Here is a 19256-nt window from a genome sequence, read left to right on the forward strand (position 1 = left end):
ACCAACTGAGCTAAGCGCCCTTTAGGTCTTCATCGTTTGTGAGGTGCATTATAGAGAATCCTCATCTGGTGTCAAACGCTTTTCTATCTGTTTTCATAAAAATACTTTCGAATGATTAAAAAATAGGTAAATTAAAGGAAAAACAATGTTTTTTGTATTTTATTTAAACATGTCTCTAAAAAATTAGAGGTGTTTATACAGACTATTTTTTATTTGTATCTGATAAACATAATGTGACTTATGTATTGTTTAAATCAATTCAAGTGGTGTTTCTGAGAGAAAAACTAAAGCCTGCTCGGGGATTAAATCAAAAAGCTCAATGATTTCTTCATTACGCATACGAATACAGCCATGTGACATCGGAATACCCATCGGCTCAGTATCTGGTGTACCATGAATATAAATATAGCGCTGGAAGGTATCCCGCCCTTCTCCCTGATTAAAACCTGGCTCAAGCCCATGTAACCAGAGTATGCGTGTTAGAATCCAGTCTCTTTGTGGGAACTGGGCAGCCAGTTCAGGACTATAAATCTCATCAGTAAACTGACGTGCAATAAACACTGAATTTTTAGGATGTTCCGCCCCAATTTTTTTTTCTATACGATGCCAACCTCGTGGAGTCTGGCCTGTATTTTCCTGCTCACCTACTCCATTTTTACCAGAAGAAATGGCATAACACTTTTTTAGTTTAGGAAGATGAAGCTTCTGCTGTGCCAGATCAATTAACAGATCTGCCTGATCCAAGGTATAGCTAGACATTTTTTACTCAATTTCTCCCGGTACTTTTTTTTCGATGGACTGTAAAGGTCGATCTTGAGGCTCAGGACGCATCCATAACCAGATGGCCACAACCAGCATAATGCCATCTGTAAAGATTTTGACAAGCAGTGGTGCATTAGTAAATAGCATCATAATACCGCTTATTAACATCATGATACTGGCCAGCCATTTTGCTTTACGCGGAACAGTGCCATTAGCTCTCCAAGCTCTGAGCGTTGACCCATATTTTGGATGATTCAGTAACCAGTTATCCATTTGTGGCCAGCCTTTAGACGCAGCCCATGCAGCAAGTATTAAAAACACTGTCGTTGGCATGCCGGGTAAAATTGCCCCTATCAGTCCAAGTACAATAAAAATCAGTACCAGACTTCGCCAAAACAATGTTCTCATATCTCTTTCCTAATCCCGCAATTGCGCTAGTATAAAGTGTTTTATATGCGCACTATATTTTTATTCTGCGCGTTTTCTTATGATATTTATGGGCGGACTATGTATATGTTTGGTGATCAGCAGGCTTATTTTGAACCATGGTTACAATTTAAGCATCCTGCCATACGTCAGCTGGCTTTTAGTCTAGCCAGTCCGAATATTCTTAAAAGCCTGCCACAAGAACTCATAATTAAGCATCATTTTAATTTGCATAGTGACCATATCTGGCAAAAATATTTCCAAGCCTATTTACCCCGTTTAAAACAGCTTGACCAGCAACCTGAACCACTTGAGCACTTCCTTCGACAGCTTAAAAGTACGCGCCTAGGACTACGTTTTGAAATGCTGATCTGGTTCTGGCTACTTGATCATGCATATCATCCATATCGTTTACTTGGACATAGCATCCAGATTATTGATGGACCAAAAACAATTGGTGAGCTGGATTTTTTAATTCTAAATACCGAAACGGGAAAAACAGAACATTGGGAAGTGGCTTTAAAATATTATCTGGCTGAAAGAGAACCTTCTTTGGCATCGTGGTTTGGTCTTAACCGTAGTGATACCTTATTACGCAAACTAAATCACTTTACGCAGAAACAGTTCCAGTTTGAAGAGGTATCAGGACATCTCATTCAAGAGCGCTACGCTATTCTCAAGGGACAACTTTACTTCCCCTTAAAAAACTGGCCTGACTCTTCTGAGCCCTTTTCAACCTGGATTAATTTATCTCGTAGATTTGGAGGATGGGCTGATTATATTCCCCAGCAAGACTACTATCGTCTACAGCGACAGGAGTGGTTATGTCCGGATCAGGTGCAAAGTTCGGACAGGGCTTTATGGTGGACTCAAGGTTTATATTATTCTGATCATGCATCTCCGCAGTTCTTTATGTACCGTCTACCTCCCTTACTCAAAACCTCTAATAATGTTTAAAAAATGCAATATAAATAAGTGATTTATCTTTTTCTGAAACATTTCATAACGTTTCTACTATCAAAACATAATGTTATTTATTAAGCATATTTTTTAGCCTGAGTGAACATCAAAATAAATCTAACTTGGAGATGATGATGAAAAAAATTTTAGCTGCTTCAATGTTTTTGGCAATTGTACTGACTGGTTGTAACACAGTAAAAGGCTTGGGCGAGGATGTTTCTAGTGCAGGAAGTGCTGTATCAAATACTGCAGAAGATACTAAACAAAAACTTTAATTTTGCTATCAGTTTTTCAAAAAACCTTATCTACGGATAGGGTTTCCTAATTTTATACAGACTAGGTTTGTTCTAATTAAACTCCCTTTCAATTACATATTCCCCTATTATATCGGCAAGTTTTAAAGACATTGATCTCCGGTATGACTTCATCATCAGACACTCTCGACCTTAGCCTGCAACTTTTGCGCCAGCCCTCAGTTACTCCTGTAGACCATAACTGCCAGAATATTATGGCTGAACGTTTATCAAAGGTCGGTTTTCATATAGAAAACATGCGCTTTGAAGACGTAGATAATTTATGGGCCCGTCGTGGTACTAAAGACCCAGTTTTCTGTTTTGCAGGACACACTGATGTGGTGCCCACTGGAAGCCTGGATGCCTGGAATTCTGATCCGTTTATTCCTGAAATACGTGATGGTAAGCTATATGGTCGTGGTAGTGCCGATATGAAAACAGCTCTGGCAGCGATGGTAATCGCTTCAGAACGTTTTGTTGCCAAGTATCCTGATCATAAAGGCTCAATTGCTTTTTTAATTACTTCTGATGAAGAAGGTCCTTCAATAAATGGGACCGTAAAGGTAGTAGAAACACTTGAGTCCCGTAATGAAAAAATGACCTGGTGTCTGGTGGGCGAGCCGTCTAGTACTCATCAGCTGGGTGATATCATTAAGAATGGTCGTAGGGGCTCTCTAAATGGTGTTTTAACTGTTAAGGGTAAACAGGGACATGTAGCATATCCACATCTGGCGATTAACCCGATTCATACAGCTTCTGCAGCGCTTGCAGAGCTATGTGAGACCGTATGGGACAGCGGGAATGAGTATTTTCCAGCAACCTCTTTCCAGATTTCCAATATCCAAGCTGGTACCGGTGCAACCAATGTAGTGCCTGGCACAATGACAGTTACATTTAATTTTCGTTATTCTACTGAAGTGACCGCAGATGAGCTTAAAGCACGAGTAATTGCTATTTTACAGTATCATCAGGTTGATTTTGATATTAAGTGGACCTTATCTGGCTTACCTTTCCTGACACCCGTGGGGGAGCTCGTAAACGCTGCTGTACAAGCGATACATGAGGTTAATGGTGTAGAAGCCAAGCTTTCAACCAGCGGTGGTACTTCAGATGGACGTTTTATTGCTCCAACTGGTGCACAGGTACTGGAGCTTGGGGTATTGAATGCCAGTATCCACCAAATTGATGAACACGTAAATGTAGACGATCTGGAACCGCTAGCAGAGATTTATGAAAAAATCCTGATACAGCTCCTGAGCTGATGAATATAAGATAAACAAAAAAGGAACCCTGTCGGTTCCTCTTTTGTTTCAAATGAATTTTTAGAATGTCTTATGACTTAACTGGTTTTGAATCTCGTTCAGGTTGGGAACCTGAAAAATCTGGTCTCCCATACGTACATACTGATAAATATTTGAATCATCAAAAGGCTGTTCTTCATCGACCACCTCTGAAATCCGCAGTCTGATAGTCTGAGGCATTTCATCACAGATCAAGGCAAAGCGCTGATCTACCTGCTCTCCTTCTATTACCAGTGCAACTGCTGTTTTAGCCGTAGGGCTATTTACCTTATAGACCGGAAGCTTAAAATCATGCCAATCAATATGATCGACGTTAATCGAACTATCAAGAGCAGACAATACAATATTCTGGGGTAGCAACATCGGTACCTGAGCATAGCATTGAATAATATAAGCATCGATAAAACCGGTCGATACTGTAATCAGGTGCTGTAACTCTTGTTGATCAATCTTTGCCAGAGTTGAATTCGCTTTGGTTTGACTCATCTTTTTTCTCCCGCGTTAGACCATAACCTCAAGTAACGCTTCAATATTGGCCAACAGGTCTGCTTCCTGGAAAGGTTTGCCCATATATTGCGTTGCTCCGAGTGCAAAAGCGCGCTCACGATGTTTCTCACCTGTACGTGAAGTAATCATAATAATTGGCATATTACGATGTACATCATGATGACGTACCAGATTAGTTACTTCAAAACCATCCATACGCGGCATTTCAATATCGAGCAGCATTAAATCAGGCTTAATACTTTCCAGCTGTTCAATCGCTTCAACACCATCTTTAGCGGTCACTACATCATAACCTTGACGCTCAAGCAATCGGCTGGTGACTTTGCGTACAGTGACTGAGTCATCAACGATCATAATCAGACGTCGTTCATCATTAAAGCGATGCAACTCACGAGATTCTTTTACTTCCTTGACACGTAATGAAGACTGTACCTGACGAGCAATATACTGCCCATCCAGAATGAGACAAACCTGTCCATCACCCAAAATTGTTGCACCAGCTACTGCACCTACGCTAGCCAGCTGTTGACCCACTGGTTTCACCACAATTTGTGCACGAGATCCGACCAGCTGGTCAACTAGTAACGCTACTGTCTGGCCACTGCTCCCTTTAATCAGCAGTACCGGCAGAGAGTGGGCTATACCGGTAAGACGAGGCAGAGACTGATTTGCTACAAACTCTGAAAGATAACGCAGCTTATAATACATATTGTCGATACGGAAAGTATCTTCTTTGCCAGCAAAATAGTCTTCCAGCATAGAAGGAGAGATACGCACAATACGTTCAATCTGCGCCAATGGTACAGCATATTGCTGGTCACCTGCTTTAACCATCAGGGCATCACTGATTGCTACTGTAGTTGGTACACGAATCGTAAATGTTGTACCCTGCCCCTGTACAGACTCGACCGTCACGTGACCACCCATCGCCTTGATACTGCTCTGTACCACATCCAGCCCTACACCACGACCAGAAATCTGGGTAATTTCTGCTGCAGTGCTTAAACCTGGATGGAAAATCAACTGGGCCAGCTCTTCAGCTTCCAGTTTTTGTTCCGCTCCAATCAGGCCTCGCTCTAGTGCTTTATTTTTCAGCTTGTCAAGATTAATACCTTGGCCATCATCTGTAAAAGTAATGATGACATCTGTACCTTGGCGATTAATATTTAGCTCAATACGGCCACTTTCAGGTTTCCCTTGCTTGAGACGCTGCTCAATGGTTTCAATACCATGATCAATTGCATTTCGCAGCATATGTTCAAGCGGGGTGACCAGTCGCTCTAAAATATTGCGGTCCAGCTCTCCTTCAGTGTTTTGAACAACGAGTTCTGCAGGACGGTTTAGTGCTGAAGAGGTCTGCCGTGCTATGCGCTGTAAACGCGGTAATAATCGAGAAAAGGGTACCAGACGGGTCCGCATCAGGTTTTCCTGAATCTCTGCCTGAATCCTTGACTGCTGTAATAGCAGACCTTCAGTATCACGTATTTTTTCAGATAATGTGGTTTTAAAGTCAAGTAAGTCAGATGCTGACTCAGCCAGTGATTTGGATAACTGATTTAGCGAAGAATACTGATCCATTTCTAAAGGATCAAAATCACTATAACGTGAATTCTCTGTACCATGCTTAGCAATAATCTGACTCTCAAGCTCACCCTCCATACGGCGTAACTGGTCAGCCAGTCGTTGAATAGCCAGTTCCATGTCGGAAAGAATAGAACCGACCTGTCCCACATCCATTTCAATACGGGAACGGTTGATGGAGTTTTCACCTGCAAGATCAATCATTTTCTCAACCAGATCGGCTGAAATCCGGATCATTTCATTATTTTCAGTCCGCTCTGTATTGTCCCATTCACCCATCATGGAAGGCGGTTCAGTACCATCACCATGCACGAATTCAAACAGACTGCCATCAGCTACGATATTATCTGCAGGAATCTGATTGATGAGCTGAGCAGGAATTTCAGTAAACTGGATCGAGTCCAAGCTGTGCTTCAAACTGTCAAAGTTTTCATACTGCTCTTTGAAGATAGCATTTTCCAACCAGCGTAAAGCAGTATGTAAAAGCGGGTCATAAACACTAGTGGTAAGATTGTGCAGACCAAATTGTTCAAAAGTATTTTCCAGCGCATAAGCAATCACGGCTACCGGCTCAAGCTCGGCCATCCGTGCGCCGCCCTTAAGACTATGAGCATTCCGTTGCAGCTGTAGTAACAGACTCCGGTTACTGCGCTCTTCTACCCATTGATCTAGTAATTTATGAGCGGTCTGTAACAGCTCTTCGGCTTCCTCGAGAAAAACTTCTTCAACAATTGATCTTACCTGTTCATTTGTTTGTAACTCTTCGGAATGCTCAGCGATTTCCGCATCCGCAAGTGTACAATCAGTTATATCTGATTCAATATTTTGACTCGACTCGGACAGCTTCTCTTCTGCTACTTTTGGCTCAGCCGTAGTCACTAATACACCAGTGCTGATCGACTCAATATTTTTGAGGATTTCAATAGTTGCTGGCGCCGGGTAGTCAATCTGCTGTTCACGTAGTATCTGGATGCGTTCTGCCAGCTCATCCTGTACCAGCCGGATAATACTCATCAGTACAGTAGAGACCTGAACCTGCCCGTTAATAATTCTCTGATAAATGCTTTCCAGCTCATGTGCAATTAATCCCATATGGGTGGCCTGCACCATGTTTGCACCACCTTTTAAGGTATGCAAATAACGCATTAGATTGTTCAGAGCAGTAACTTGGCCTGATTCTTTTGTCCAACTGTTCAGGTCACTATCCATACCAGCCAGTAATTCTTCGGCCTCTTCCAAGAAGATATCGCGCAGATCAGCATCAGCAACCTGATTACTATGTTCAGAATGCATCAGCGCTTTATCAGCCGCTATACGTGCTGAAAGCGCTCCCAGGTTGAAAGTATGTTGCAAAACTGCTACGTCAACCGGAGCCTCAAAAGGCTCAGTAACAGTGGACAACTCATCTACCTGTTGTATTTCTTGCTGTACAAATGCAGATAATTCTTCAAGCAGACTTTGATGAGCCGGGCTCAGGCTGACACGCTGTCCCGCTGCAAGCGTATCAAACAGATAAATCAGCTGCTGATGAGCTTGAGTATAAAGTTCATATGCATAATCAAGATTTAATAGCTGTGGCTTTGCCAAGAGCTGCTGATAGCTCTGAAGTAGTTCTAACGTAAAATCATATACACCTTGGGAGGCACGGTTTCGTGTATGTTCAACCAGTTCCTGTGCCTGCTGTACCAAAAGCTGTAAATATTCTGGATATTCGGTACGGGTACGCTGATCAAACTCGAACTCGGCATCTAGCAACTGGTTGATCTCAAGCTCGAGGAGCCTTGAAACCAGACCTTGAGGGTTCACGAGATCATCCACAGGTTCTTGATGAAATCCGTAGTTTTCCCAAGCATGATTAAAGGTCTGATAAACCCGTTCCAACTGTTCTATATTACATTCCTGTTTTAGAATGTAGAGATAATCCCTTACAAATTCAGCATAATGAGTAAGTAAAGCGGTTTCATTTGAAGTAGATACCAGCTCATCTTGCAGCATGGTTTTAAACAGATTTTCAATTTTACTACTTGCTTCAAATATGTGTTCTACCTGAGCCATGGCCGAGCTGCCACGCAAAGTATGTAAAGCGCGGATTAGAGCATTATAATTACTGCCCTGTTCATTATTATTCAAGAACTCATCAATAGTTGCCAGATGTTCTTCCGACTCTTCAAGAAAGATCGCCAGTGTCTCGGCAGTTAGTGAATCAAATTCCTCGTGAATTTCAAGCTTCTCTACACCTAGTGGTGGTAGAGTCTCTGCTGTATGTTCCACCAGCTCAAGCCCGGTGACTGTCTCAGGCGAACATAAGGTCCAGCTAAGCTCCAGCAATTCCTCAAGTGCCGGTTCAAGACTGCCATGCTGTTGCAGTTGTTGCCCGATCAATACGAGGGGACGCAAATCAATCGCATGAGGCTGACTATTTTTAAAGTTATAAAATAACTTGTATTTGTAAATCTTAAAGACTAATTCTACATAACGACTGATCGCCAGGGTAAAAGCCTGTGTTTTAGCAATTATTCGATTCAAGAGATCTTCAACCGTCCAAGCCAACTCGCCGGAACTTTTAGCTCCTACCATCCGGCCGGAGCCTTTTAAGGTATGAAAATAACGGCGAATACTGGTCAGCTTGTCCTGCTGCTCAGGCTGCTGTATCAAAATATCCAAATCAGTAAAGATTTCTTCTAGTTCTTCAACAAAAATTTCAAGAATCTCTGCATCTTGGTCAAGATAGCTATCTTCAGGAAGAGTCGTTGTTCCAATCAAGTCTTTTAGTATTTGTTTCATAGCTAAAACTTCTTCGTTTCTTCTACCAAGACCGGCAGAAAACTATTTTGTAACCATCATGCAAGACGTTACTTTCGAACACGAATTCATCTTGTCGATGCGCTTAGTGCCTGTGACAGCAACCTGCTTCAGGGGCTGCTGTCTGGTTTTCTATTTTTATTGAGATTATTCAGGCAGTTTAAAGTCAGTTACAGATTCACGTAGTGACTCTGCCATACTGGCCAGCTCTGATACTGAACGTGCAGTATCGAAAGTAGCGCTGGTGGTCTGCGAGGTAATTTCCTGTACGATACTCATGGTACTAGAAATATGACCTGCTGAAGCAGCCTGTAACTTTGCAGCATCAGAAATGCTCGCAATCAGTTTTGCCAGATCGCCTGATACTTTCTGAATTTCATCCAGTGCAATACCCGCATCTTTTGCCAGATTGGCACCGCGTACTACCTCGGCTGTGGTCTGCTCCATCGAGATTACTGCTTCATTGGTATCGGCCTGAATGGTTTTTACCAGTGTCTCGATCTGTTTCGTTGCAGAGGTTGAGCGCTCTGCAAGACGCTGTACTTCATCGGCAACCACAGCAAAGCCACGGCCTGCTTCACCAGCCATCGATGCCTGAATAGCCGCATTCAATGCCAGAATGTTTGTCTGGTCTGCAATATCATTGATGAGGGAAACGATATTACCAATTTCCTGAGAAGACTCACCCAGACGCTTAATACGCTTTGATGTTTCCTGAATCTGTTCACGGATGGTATCCATCCCTTCAATAGAACGGTTTACAACATCTGCACCATTAGAAGCAATCTGTACTGAGCGCTGTGCAACCTCGGCAGATTCAGAAGCATTGGCAGATACCTGGTCAATTGAGGTTGCCATTTCACTGATTGCACTGGAAGCGCCGGCAATTTCCTGAGCCTGATGTTCTGAAGCCTCAGCCAGCTGGTTAGTAATATTCTGCGTATTTTGGGTATAACGTGATACTTCTTGCGAGGTTTCATTGATACGTGATACCAGATCACGTAGCTGGTCGATCGCAAAGTTAATCGAATCCGCAATCGCACCAGTAAAGTCTTCAGATACGGTTGCATAAGAACGCAAGTCTCCATCTGCAAGATCTGCAATTTCATCCAGCAGACGTAAAATTGCATTCTGGTTACGGTCGTATTCGTCCTGTAGGCGGGTCACACGCTGTTTATCCGTCGCTCCCCGCAGTGCCAGAAGTTTAATTACAGAGAAGATCAAGGCAGCAATTGACGCCAGCAGCAGAATTGCAAGAGCCACTTCTGCCCAGTTACTACTTGCCGACTCAGTCAGTTTGTTTAGAGCTGCCAGCAGTTCGTCAGATTGAGAGAAAATTTGTGCTGATGCCTGACGGACCTGAACAATCTGGTTGGAGTTATTTAGAACTGTCGCTGCAGCAGATTTTAAGACCGCATTATACTCATCTTGAATATTGGTTAGAGATTCACGTAATGCAGGGTCATTAATACGCTCTACACCTAGCTCACTACTGCCGTTCAGCTGTGCATTGAGATAAGTACCGAAAGTTTCAGTATCAGCATTGAAGTCGTCTGCAGATTCACGTGAGCTGTCATTACCTACAAGTACGGAACTGATCGAACGCAAGATACGTTCTGCAATAAATACCTGGTTTTTAGCAATAACTACCTGGCTACTACTCATATTTTGTCGTGCCATCTGGTCGACTAGCAGGTTATATTCTGCCTGAATACCTGGAATGGTTTCAGAAATAGCAATATTGGTATCGTAGAGTTTGTTAATAATTTTTTGCTGGCTGGTAATCTGGTCAATATTTCGAGATACCGCATTCCAGGTCTGTTCAACCTGCCGAACCTCGGCATCAGTTGAGCCATGAATATCCTGTACAGTTTCTAGGTTTTCAGCAAAGCGCGCCTGTGACTGTGACAGGGTTTTAATGGACTCAGGCGTTCCAGAAGCAGTCGCCTCGGTTGCTTGACGGGAAATAGTTTGCGACAGTAGACGCAATTCACCCAAACTACGAGTTAACTCATTATGACGAGGTACGCTATAGAATAAAAACAGTAAAAGAATAACGGATAGAATTAAAGATAATGCTGCCCCATAAATAAACGGTTTAGATTTGGAACTATCTCCAAATAACCGTGCAAAGTCTTCGACTTGTGTTTGTATTTTGGTTAAAAACGCATTACTGCTGTGAGCAGCACCGCTTTCTCCCGTATTTTTCTTTTTGAGTTTAAAGCCCATACAGCCTCTCCCCTGAAAACGCTTTTATTGAGTAGGCGCGTCAAATTAGTTTATAAATTTTGTAGATGCGTTCATGTACTGTGAGTCTTTCAATAAACGGCTGAATAAAAACACATGCCAATGCTGGTTATGCTGATAAAAATAACCCTGACAATATGGATTTAACTGATCCTCCAGCCCGTCATTCTTTGAAAAAAAACTTTGTTTGTTAAAATGCTGAATCCCCAAAACCCGATCGACCACCACACCCACATATTGTTCATTATGACTAATGCAGAGTACTTTTTGAGTAGGTGAGAAATTGCTGCGTTGTCCAGATATAAACTGTGCCAAGTCAGCCACACAAAGTAGTCTTCCCCGAATATTAGCCAGTCCACGTACCCAAGGCTGAGTATTAGGAACTGCGGTATACTTTGGAGGATAAATAACCTCAGAAACCTCCCCAAGTGGAGCAACAAAATATTGCCCCAGCATTTCAAAAGCAATACCTGACCACCGGTTTACTTCATTATTGCTGGCAGCATAGCTACGGTTGCCACGCTTTGCCAGCCGAAGTAATTCGATAAATCCATTTGCTGCCATAGCACTATCCTGCGTTGAGGTATTGTTGGATTACTTCGATTAGTTTATTTTCATCAACAGGTTTGGTTAGATAGTCACGGGCGCCTTGACGCTTGCCCCAAACCCGGTCAGTTGCCTGGTCTTTTGTACTGACAATGACCACCGGGATATCTTTAGTTGTTTCACCACGAGCAATCTGACGAGTTGCCTGAAAACCGTTAACACCCGGCATCACCACATCCATCAATACCAGGTCCGGTAATTCTGCCTGGGCAATAGTTACCCCATCTGCACCATTAGTCGCTTCAAGAACCTCATAACCATGCTTGGTCAAGATCTCTTTAAAACGGAAAGTTTCGGTAGGTGAGTCATCAACAATCAAGATACGAGCCATTTTCTTCCCCAAGTTCTTTTTCTAGACACTGACATGATTACGTATTGCATTGAGCAATTCGTCTTTACTAAACGGTTTGGTCAGATATTCATCCGAACCCACTACACGACCTTTAGCCTGATCAAATAGCCCATCTTTACTAGACAGCATAATGACCGGTATATTCTGATAATTTTGTGAGTTTTTAATCAGTGCACAGGTCTGGTAACCATCTAGACGCGGCATCATGATATCGACAAAGACAATATCAGGATTGGCTTCGGCAATCTTGGACAATGCTTCAAAACCATCAACTGCAGTAATTACCTCACAGCCCTCACGTTGCAGCAAAGTTTCTGCTGTACGGCGAATAGTTTTTGAATCATCGATTACCATAACCTTAAGGTTTTGAAATTTGTCTTCCATCTAATCGGCCTTCCCGCTTATTCAACATAATATTTGACGGATTAATTTTTACAGTTATTCAACTTTTTTAACATAAATTTACTTGTATTTCCAATGAACATTTTAAGTATAGCTTTACAGAGTGTCATTTAAATCAATAAGATAATTTATGTTTTTATCAGAAACTGGTTTTTTTTTGCCTATACCGTATTTTTAACTGCAAAAATCAGCTCTAATATAACAATTTTATTACTGAAAGATAAGTGCTTCGGTCCAGTGTGTTGGGGAATTTTATGGTGTTACATGCTATAGCTAAAAGTTGCTGGATACGAACGAAAAATATAACCCGTGAGTTTTTGATGGTTTGCAGCCTGAGCTGCCTGACTATTCCAGTCATTGCAAATGTCACTGAAACACCTAAAGCGGTGTGGTACCGTTATTATGATAATAATGGTATTGCCAATATTAGTACCTCGGTGACACCGACCCATATTCGTTATGGATATGAAGCACTAGATCAGAATATGCAGGTTATTCAACGCAGTCGGCCCTACAATGTAGATAAAGACATAAAGCAGGCTCCACAGCGCGCTGTTCAGGCCCGAGAGCGTGAACAGGACCTAAAACTTAAAAGAGCATATACCAACAGCCGAGTAGCTCAGGCTAAACGTGATGAACATTTAGCTAACCTCAAAAAACAGCTTAGTTTTCAACAAGACCAGCTTCGACAATTACAGAGTGACCGGATCTATTTTAAACGGCAGGAAATGGATTATTTAAGGAAAGGCCAACCTGTACCTGCTGTCTTGAAAAATAGTCTGAACAGCAATTATCAGAATCTTGTTCTCATTAAAAATAATATTACTTCTTTACAAACGAACTATCGCAATACCCAAGCCCAATACGACAGAATTATCTCACGTTTAAAAGCCATTGAATAATGTAAGCTTTTTAGAGAAAAATAATTTAAAAGCATTATGCTGAACATAAGGATGAATATGCATGCGAGTAGCAACGCGTATATTGACTCTGCCTACTCTTGACCTTATTCCCAGAATAAGCCTGTTATGTCTCTGTCTGGCCTTAATAGCCTGTGACAGGTCAGAACCTGTTGCAACACCGACCGAAGCCACTAAAATTGAACTGATTCCTCAAGATCTGATTCCGGTTAAAAGTGGTACTTTATTTAATAGAACGGCTTTTACCGGAACAATTAAAGCTGTAAATCAAAGCTCAATTCAGGCGCAAATTACAGCAACTGCCACTCAAGTGAATGCATCCGTAGGTCAGTCTGTTCATAAAGGCCAAGTGCTAGTGCGGCTTAATAATCAGGATAATGCTGCCAGACTGGCTCAAGCACAAGCTAATTTAGCCTCTACCCGTGCTCAGGCTGAACAGAGCCGTTTAATGGTAGAACGTAAACGTCGCCTGTTTAATCAAGGATTTATCTCCAAGGTAGAGTATGAGGAAGCCCAGGTTGACTATAAAGGTCAGCAGGAAAACGTCAGAGCTCAACAGGCGAATGTAGATATTGCACAAAAAGCTGACCGAGACGGTATTTTACGCAGTCCGATTTCAGGTGTAATTACTGCACGCCAAGTGGAGCCGGGCCAGACAGTGAGCGCCGGTCAGACCTTATTTGAAATTGTTGATCCTAGCCAGCTGGAAATACAGGCATCCTTACCAGCTGATCAGCAGCAGGCCTTGAAAGTCGGCCAGAAAATCGAATACCAGATTCAGGGTAACTCGGCGCAGCTCACTGCAACCTTAAGCCGGATTTCACCAATTGCTAATCAGGTCAGCCGCCAGATTGAGTTCTTTGCAAGACCAAATGAAGCCATTCAGTCCCTAAGTATTGGTGCTTTTGTTGAAGGTTATATCATTAGCAGTAACCAGCTTCAGGGTCAGCTTATACCTCTAGATGTGATTCAGAGCATAGACCAGAGCCCATATGTCTGGGCTATCCGCAATAATCGTATTACCAAGGTTCCCCTTACTCTTCTGCGTCAAGACTTCAGCAATAATACGGCTGTGGTAAAAGGACTGCAAAATACGGATGTGGTCAGCCGGGTCCAGCTTTCCAATGATCAGGTTAACCAGCCGGTCAGTATCAGCAAGCCTGCATCATAAGGATCTAGACATATGTGGTTTACGCGGATCAGTGTGAAGTACCCGGTCTTTACTATCATGATGATGTTATGTTTGATGGTGCTGGGACTTGCCTCATGGCAACGAATGGGTGTAGAAGAATATCCCGACGTAGATTTTCCCTTTGTAGTGGTGTATACCAGTTACCCAGGCGCATCCCCGGAAACGGTTGAGTCTGAAATTACAAAAAAAATGGAAGATCAGATTAACACCATTTCAGGCCTGAAAAAGCTTACCTCGACCTCAAGCGAAGGGCTTTCAACCATTGTGGCAGAATTTGACTTGGATATTTCATCCTCTGTAGCCGCACAAGACGTTCGCGATAAAATTGCATCAGTAACAGCACAGTTCAGGGATGAAATTGAAGATCCGGTAGTAGAGCGGTATGATCCGACCTCAAGTGCCATCATGTCGCTGGTATTCGAATCTAATAACATGTCATTAAAAGACCTGAGCTCTTATCTGGATCAGCGGATTTTACCGCAGTTAAGGACTGTAGAAGGAGTCGGTAATGTTAATCTGCTCGGCGATGCACAGCGACAAATCCGTATTGCAGTCGATCCAAAAAAGCTCCGAAGCTTTGGAGTCGGTATTGACCAGGTAATTAATACTTTAAAAAATGAAAATGTACAGATTCCAGGTGGAGCGTTGCAGCAACCTGACTCGGAACTGGTGGTTGAAATTCAGGCCAAGGTTCTCAATCCGTATCAGTTCGGAGAGCTTATTATAGCCAATAAACAAGGTACTCCAGTTTACCTAAAACAGGTTGCCACGATTACCGACTCTCAGGCTGAAATGGAAACCGCGGCCTATTTAAATGGCAAGTCAGCAGTTGCCATTGATATTTTACGTAGTGCGGACGCCAATATTGTAGATGTGGTCAAAAATGCCTATCAAGTCATTGACCGGATCGAGCAACAGTTACCGGCAGGTACTACGCTAAAAGTAGTAGTTGATAACTCAGAATCAATTCAATCCACTATTAAGGACGTTGCCCGTACCATTGTAGAGGGGGCGGTACTGGCAATTATTATTGTACTGTTGTTTTTAGGCTCTTTCCGCTCTACTGTCATTACCGGTTTAACTCTGCCGATTGCCTTGCTCGGAACACTAACCTTTATATGGGCATTTGGTTTTACTATCAATATGATGACTCTACTGGCACTCTCTTTAAGTATCGGCTTACTAATTGATGATGCGATTGTAGTTCGGGAAAATATTGTCCGGCACAGTGATATGGGTAAAGATCATGTGACCGCAGCACTTGATGGTACTAAAGAAATTGGACTGGCAGTGCTGGCAACTACCCTTACCATTGTGGCTGTATTTTTGCCTGTCGCTTTCATGGGCGGCATTATTGGCCGTTTCTTTTATCAGTTTGGCGTTACTGTTAGTACCGCTGTCCTGATCTCCATGTTTGTCAGCTTTACTCTTGACCCGATGCTCTCTGCACACTGGGCTGAACGCAAAGACAGGCCTAAAAAACAGAATGCTTTAACTCGTTTTTTTGCATGGACTTCTAAAAAGCTGGATGACCTGACAGCAGTTTATGAAAAGTTGCTCAGGTTAGCCTTACGCTTTCGCCTGTTAACAGTATTGATTGCTGTACTTTCTTTATTTGGGGCATTTGCCTTGTCAAAACTGATCGGTACTGAATTTGTACCTACACCTGACAAAGGTTCTATACGGGTAAAGTTTGAAACTCCGGTTGATGCCTCTTTGCAATATACCCAGGCAAAACTGCAACAGGTCGAAAATATTATTCGGCAGCACCCGGAAGTACAGACCACATATGGCGTAATTAACGGTATGACTGACCGCGGAAAAAACCACGGCAGCATCCGGGTGACTGTTACGCCAAGACACGAACGTGAACAAACCTTAAATGATCTGAACAATGACCTGCGTAACCGGTTACAACAGGTCGGTGGTATTACTATTACTTCAGTGGCATCGGCAGATGAGGTCGTTTCTGGTGGACGCAAACCTATCCAGATTTCAATCAAAGGACCCGATCTGGATGAACTTCAGAGAATATCCGACCGTTTTATGGCAGAAATGAAAAAAATTAATGGTGTGGTTGATCTTGAAACTTCTCTTAAAGAGCCAAAACCCACACTCTCTGTCAGTATTAATCGTGTCTTGGCGAGTGATTTAGGACTATCAGTGAACCAGATTGCAAATGTCGTACGTCCACTAATTGCAGGTGATAACGTCACAACCTGGGAAGATGAACGTGGTGAGAACTATGACGTCAATCTACGCCTGAGTGAAAATGCGCGCACTCTGCCAAGTGATATCCAGAATATGTATATTACTTCAGAAAAACTGGATAATAACAACCAGAATATTCTAGTTCCGCTAGCAACGGTCGCAAGCTTCAAGGAAACTTCAGGTGCGTCCCAGATTAACCGCCGTGAACTGTCCCGTGAAGTGCTGATTGAAGCGAATACTTCAGGCCGCCCTGCTGGCGATATTGGCGGGGATATTGATGCCATGCAAGCCCAGTTCAAGCTGCCGCCCGGCTATAATTTCGACACAGAAGGCGCTAATGCAGATATGGCTGAATCTTTAGGATATGCAATTACTGCAATTACCTTATCCATTGTATTTATCTATATTGTTTTAGGTTCACAGTTTAATAGCTTTATTCATCCGGCTGCTATTATGGCTTCTCTCCCCCTTTCACTGATTGGGGTATTCTTGGCCCTCTATCTATTTAACTCGACCATGAACCTGTTCTCGATTATCGGTATCATCATGTTAATGGGTCTGGTGACCAAAAATGCCATTTTGCTGATTGATTTTATTAAAAAAGGAATTGAAAGTGGAATGGACCGCTACGATGCTATTATTGCTGCGGGTACAACACGCTTGAGACCCATTCTGATGACAACTAGCGCTATGGTCATGGGGATGGTACCGCTGGCACTGGGCTTAGGTGAAAGTGGTGAACAGAGTTCCCCCATGGCCCATGCTGTAATTGGTGGCGTAATTACCTCTACATTGTTGACACTGGTTGTGGTTCCAGTCATTTTTACTTATCTGGATGATCTAAAGAACCTGATGATACGTCAATTCCGTAAATTAATGTCATAATCAGGCCATGAAAAAAATGAGATGAAATATTCATCTCATTTTTTGTCGTATAATCTTATTTTTACAATGCTCACTTTTAGGACTGTTTCCATGCGCGCAAGCCGCTTTCTATTTGCAACGTTAAGAGAAACCCCAAATGATGCAGAAGTTATTTCGCATCAGCTCATGTTAAGAGCGGGGATGATTCGTAAATTGGCTTCAGGGCTGTATACCTGGTTGCCGATGGGCGTACGTGTGCTGAATAAAGTAGAGGCGATTGTACGTGAAGAAATGAACCGGGCCGGTGCTCTGGAAACCTTTATGCCCGTGACCCAGCCTGCCAGTCTCTGGGAAGAATCTGGCCGATATGTACAATATGGTCCAGAATTACTGCGTTTCAATGACCGTCATACTAACCCGTTCGTACTCGGTCCGACTCATGAAGAAGTAATCACTGACCTGGCGCGTAATGAGCTTAAAAGCTACAAGCAGTTGCCAATCAATTTTTACCAGATCCAGACCAAGTTTCGTGACGAAGTTCGACCGCGCTTTGGTGTTATGCGCTCACGTGAATTTATCATGAAAGATGCCTATTCTTTTCATGTTGACCAGGCATCCCTACAAGAAACCTATGATGTGATGTATGAAACTTACTGCCGTATCTTCAGTCGATTAGGACTCGATTTCCGTCCGGTACAAGCAGATACAGGTTCTATTGGTGGCTCAGGTTCACATGAGTTTCATGTACTGGCTTCAAGTGGTGAAGATGATATCGCTTTCTCGACAGAGTCGGACTATGCAGCCAATATTGAAATGGCAGAGGCTATTTTAGTGGGAGAACGTGCAGCGCCTACTCAAGCACTCGAAATTGTAGACACGCCAAATCAAAAAACCATTGCAGATGTTTCAACTTTCTTGAACACTGATCCTGCCCATTCTGTTAAGGCACTCCTCGTGCAGGGTATCGCCGATGAAAAAGGTCACTCACCTGTAATTGCATTATTTTTGCGTGGTGACCATGAGCTTAATGAAATTAAAGCAGAGAAGCATCCACTGATTGCTGCACCGCTCACTTTCGCGACTGAAGAACAAATTGCCGCACTGGGCTTGACTGCTGGCTTCATTGGTCCCCAAGGGCTGGTCGAGAAAGGGCTTACCGTAATTGTTGACCGTGCTGCTTCAGTACTTTCAGATTTTGTTGCTGGAGCGAATGAAGCTGACAAACATGCAACTGGAGTGAACTGGGAACGTGATGCATCATTTACTGAAGTTTATGATTTGCGTAATGTGGTCGAGGGCGATCCATCTCCAGATGGCAAAGGTACTTTACAAATTAAGCGTGGTATTGAAGTCGGACATATTTTCCAGCTTGGTAAAAAATATTCTGAAGCGCTAGGCTGTAAAGTTTTGGGAGAAGATGGCAAGCCACTTACCGTTACTATGGGTTGTTATGGTATTGGGGTAACTCGTGTAATTGCTTCAGCAATTGAACAAAACTATGATGAAAAAGGTATCATTTGGCCTGCTGCCATTGCTCCTTTTGAAGTAGCGATTGTACCAATGAATGCCCATAAGTCGCCACGCACTCTGGAGGCCGCTGAAGCACTGTACATCGAACTACAAGCTCAAGGTTTTGATGTACTGCTAGATGACCGTAATGAGCGCCCAGGCGTTAAGTTCTCTGACCTGGAGCTCACTGGTATTCCACATCGAATTGTGATTGGTGAAAAAGGCTTGGATGCGGGTACTTTTGAATATAAAGGCCGTACTGATATAGAATCAGTTAACATTAACAAAGATGAATTACTGGCAAAACTTGCTAAATAGGTT

At 42.8% G+C, this 19256-nt stretch carries 15 protein-coding genes; 7 read left to right on the forward strand and 8 right to left on the reverse strand.

From position 1 onward, the window contains the following. Positions 1-249: 249 nt before the first annotated feature. Positions 250-759 (reverse strand): cell wall-recycling L,D-carboxypeptidase ElsL, encoded by a 510-nt coding sequence (gene elsL / locus B3X18_RS13435; RefSeq protein WP_005027614.1) that lies wholly within the window; start codon positions 757-759, stop codon positions 250-252. 3 nt (positions 760-762) lie between these two features. Continuing rightward, positions 763-1170, reverse strand: coding sequence for a YbaN family protein (locus B3X18_RS13440; protein ID WP_005027615.1), 408 nt, complete (start codon positions 1168-1170; stop codon positions 763-765). Between the two features lie 105 nt (positions 1171-1275). Here B3X18_RS13440 and B3X18_RS13445 point away from each other — a divergent pair, with 105 nt between their 5' ends. From B3X18_RS13445 to dapE, 3 genes are all read left to right on the forward strand, one after another. Then, the gene (locus tag B3X18_RS13445) at positions 1276-2145 is read left to right on the forward strand and encodes a DUF1853 family protein (protein WP_005027617.1); all 870 of its coding nucleotides are present in this window, start codon (positions 1276-1278) and stop codon (positions 2143-2145) included. Between the two features lie 137 nt (positions 2146-2282). After that, the gene (locus tag B3X18_RS13450; RefSeq protein WP_005018775.1) at positions 2283-2423 is read left to right on the forward strand and encodes an entericidin A/B family lipoprotein; all 141 of its coding nucleotides are present in this window, start codon (positions 2283-2285) and stop codon (positions 2421-2423) included. Between the two features lie 143 nt (positions 2424-2566). Further along, positions 2567-3703 carry a succinyl-diaminopimelate desuccinylase gene (gene dapE, locus B3X18_RS13455; RefSeq protein WP_005027619.1) on the forward strand — a complete coding sequence of 379 codons (1137 nt, stop codon included), beginning with the start codon at positions 2567-2569 and terminating at the stop codon, positions 3701-3703. Positions 3704-3763: 60 nt separating this feature from the next. On the opposite strand, the gene B3X18_RS13460 is transcribed toward dapE, so the two are convergent. The 6 genes from B3X18_RS13460 to pilG form a co-directional block, all read right to left on the reverse strand. Continuing rightward, positions 3764-4228, reverse strand: coding sequence for a hypothetical protein (locus B3X18_RS13460; RefSeq protein WP_005027621.1), 465 nt, complete (start codon positions 4226-4228; stop codon positions 3764-3766). 15 nt (positions 4229-4243) lie between these two features. After that, on the reverse strand, positions 4244-8614 hold the full coding sequence (locus B3X18_RS13465; RefSeq protein WP_005027622.1) for an Hpt domain-containing protein: 4371 nt from the start codon (positions 8612-8614) through the stop codon (positions 4244-4246). 165 nt (positions 8615-8779) lie between these two features. Next, complete coding sequence (locus tag B3X18_RS13470; protein ID WP_005018770.1) at positions 8780-10861, reverse strand: methyl-accepting chemotaxis protein; 2082 nt, start codon at positions 10859-10861, stop codon at positions 8780-8782. A 45-nt stretch (positions 10862-10906) separates the two neighbouring features. After that, on the reverse strand, positions 10907-11443 hold the full coding sequence (locus B3X18_RS13475; protein WP_005018769.1) for a chemotaxis protein CheW: 537 nt from the start codon (positions 11441-11443) through the stop codon (positions 10907-10909). 4 nt (positions 11444-11447) lie between these two features. After that, positions 11448-11816, reverse strand: a complete 369-nt coding sequence (locus B3X18_RS13480) for a response regulator (RefSeq protein ID WP_005018768.1) — start codon at positions 11814-11816, stop codon at positions 11448-11450. A 21-nt stretch (positions 11817-11837) separates the two neighbouring features. Continuing rightward, positions 11838-12221 (reverse strand): twitching motility response regulator PilG, encoded by a 384-nt coding sequence (gene pilG, locus B3X18_RS13485; protein ID WP_005018759.1) that lies wholly within the window; start codon positions 12219-12221, stop codon positions 11838-11840. Between the two features lie 338 nt (positions 12222-12559). On the opposite strand from pilG, the gene B3X18_RS13490 reads away from it, so the two are divergent. The 4 genes from B3X18_RS13490 (at position 12560) to B3X18_RS13505 (ending at position 19253) form a co-directional block, all read left to right on the forward strand. Next, positions 12560-13141, forward strand: a complete 582-nt coding sequence (locus B3X18_RS13490) for a hypothetical protein (protein WP_005027625.1) — start codon at positions 12560-12562, stop codon at positions 13139-13141. Positions 13142-13202: 61 nt separating this feature from the next. Then, entirely contained in the window at positions 13203-14330 is a 1128-nt protein-coding gene (locus tag B3X18_RS13495) for an efflux RND transporter periplasmic adaptor subunit (protein ID WP_005027627.1), read from the forward strand. Between the two features lie 12 nt (positions 14331-14342). Continuing rightward, positions 14343-17447, forward strand: a complete 3105-nt coding sequence (locus B3X18_RS13500) for an efflux RND transporter permease subunit (protein ID WP_017400929.1) — start codon at positions 14343-14345, stop codon at positions 17445-17447. Positions 17448-17537: 90 nt separating this feature from the next. Beyond that, complete coding sequence (locus tag B3X18_RS13505) at positions 17538-19253, forward strand: proline--tRNA ligase (protein WP_005018749.1); 1716 nt, start codon at positions 17538-17540, stop codon at positions 19251-19253. Positions 19254-19256: the final 3 nt, after the last annotated feature.

It is taken from the genome of Acinetobacter sp. UBA6571 (assembly GCF_002434085.1).
Classification (GTDB): Bacteria; Pseudomonadota; Gammaproteobacteria; order Pseudomonadales; family Moraxellaceae; genus Acinetobacter; species Acinetobacter radioresistens.

What these genes read in the sequence shown, in the direction of transcription:
- B3X18_RS13465 (WP_005027622.1), bottom strand. Translation starts at nt 8,614, where the DNA reads ATGAAACAAATACTAAAAGACTTGATTGGAACAACGACTCTTCCTGAA.
- B3X18_RS13460 (WP_005027621.1), bottom strand. Translation starts at nt 4,228, where the DNA reads ATGAGTCAAACCAAAGCGAATTCAACTCTGGCAAAGATTGATCAACAA.
- B3X18_RS13450 (WP_005018775.1), top strand. Translation starts at nt 2,283, where the DNA reads ATGAAAAAAATTTTAGCTGCTTCAATGTTTTTGGCAATTGTACTGACT.
- dapE (WP_005027619.1), top strand. Translation starts at nt 2,567, where the DNA reads ATGACTTCATCATCAGACACTCTCGACCTTAGCCTGCAACTTTTGCGC.
- B3X18_RS13480 (WP_005018768.1), bottom strand. Translation starts at nt 11,816, where the DNA reads ATGGCTCGTATCTTGATTGTTGATGACTCACCTACCGAAACTTTCCGT.
- B3X18_RS13495 (WP_005027627.1), top strand. Translation starts at nt 13,203, where the DNA reads ATGCGAGTAGCAACGCGTATATTGACTCTGCCTACTCTTGACCTTATT.
- B3X18_RS13475 (WP_005018769.1), bottom strand. Translation starts at nt 11,443, where the DNA reads ATGGCAGCAAATGGATTTATCGAATTACTTCGGCTGGCAAAGCGTGGC.
- B3X18_RS13445 (WP_005027617.1), top strand. Translation starts at nt 1,276, where the DNA reads ATGTTTGGTGATCAGCAGGCTTATTTTGAACCATGGTTACAATTTAAG.
- B3X18_RS13440 (WP_005027615.1), bottom strand. Translation starts at nt 1,170, where the DNA reads ATGAGAACATTGTTTTGGCGAAGTCTGGTACTGATTTTTATTGTACTT.
- B3X18_RS13470 (WP_005018770.1), bottom strand. Translation starts at nt 10,861, where the DNA reads ATGGGCTTTAAACTCAAAAAGAAAAATACGGGAGAAAGCGGTGCTGCT.
- pilG (WP_005018759.1), bottom strand. Translation starts at nt 12,221, where the DNA reads ATGGAAGACAAATTTCAAAACCTTAAGGTTATGGTAATCGATGATTCA.
- B3X18_RS13490 (WP_005027625.1), top strand. Translation starts at nt 12,560, where the DNA reads ATGGTTTGCAGCCTGAGCTGCCTGACTATTCCAGTCATTGCAAATGTC.
- elsL (WP_005027614.1), bottom strand. Translation starts at nt 759, where the DNA reads ATGTCTAGCTATACCTTGGATCAGGCAGATCTGTTAATTGATCTGGCA.
- B3X18_RS13500 (WP_017400929.1), top strand. Translation starts at nt 14,343, where the DNA reads ATGTGGTTTACGCGGATCAGTGTGAAGTACCCGGTCTTTACTATCATG.
- B3X18_RS13505 (WP_005018749.1), top strand. Translation starts at nt 17,538, where the DNA reads ATGCGCGCAAGCCGCTTTCTATTTGCAACGTTAAGAGAAACCCCAAAT.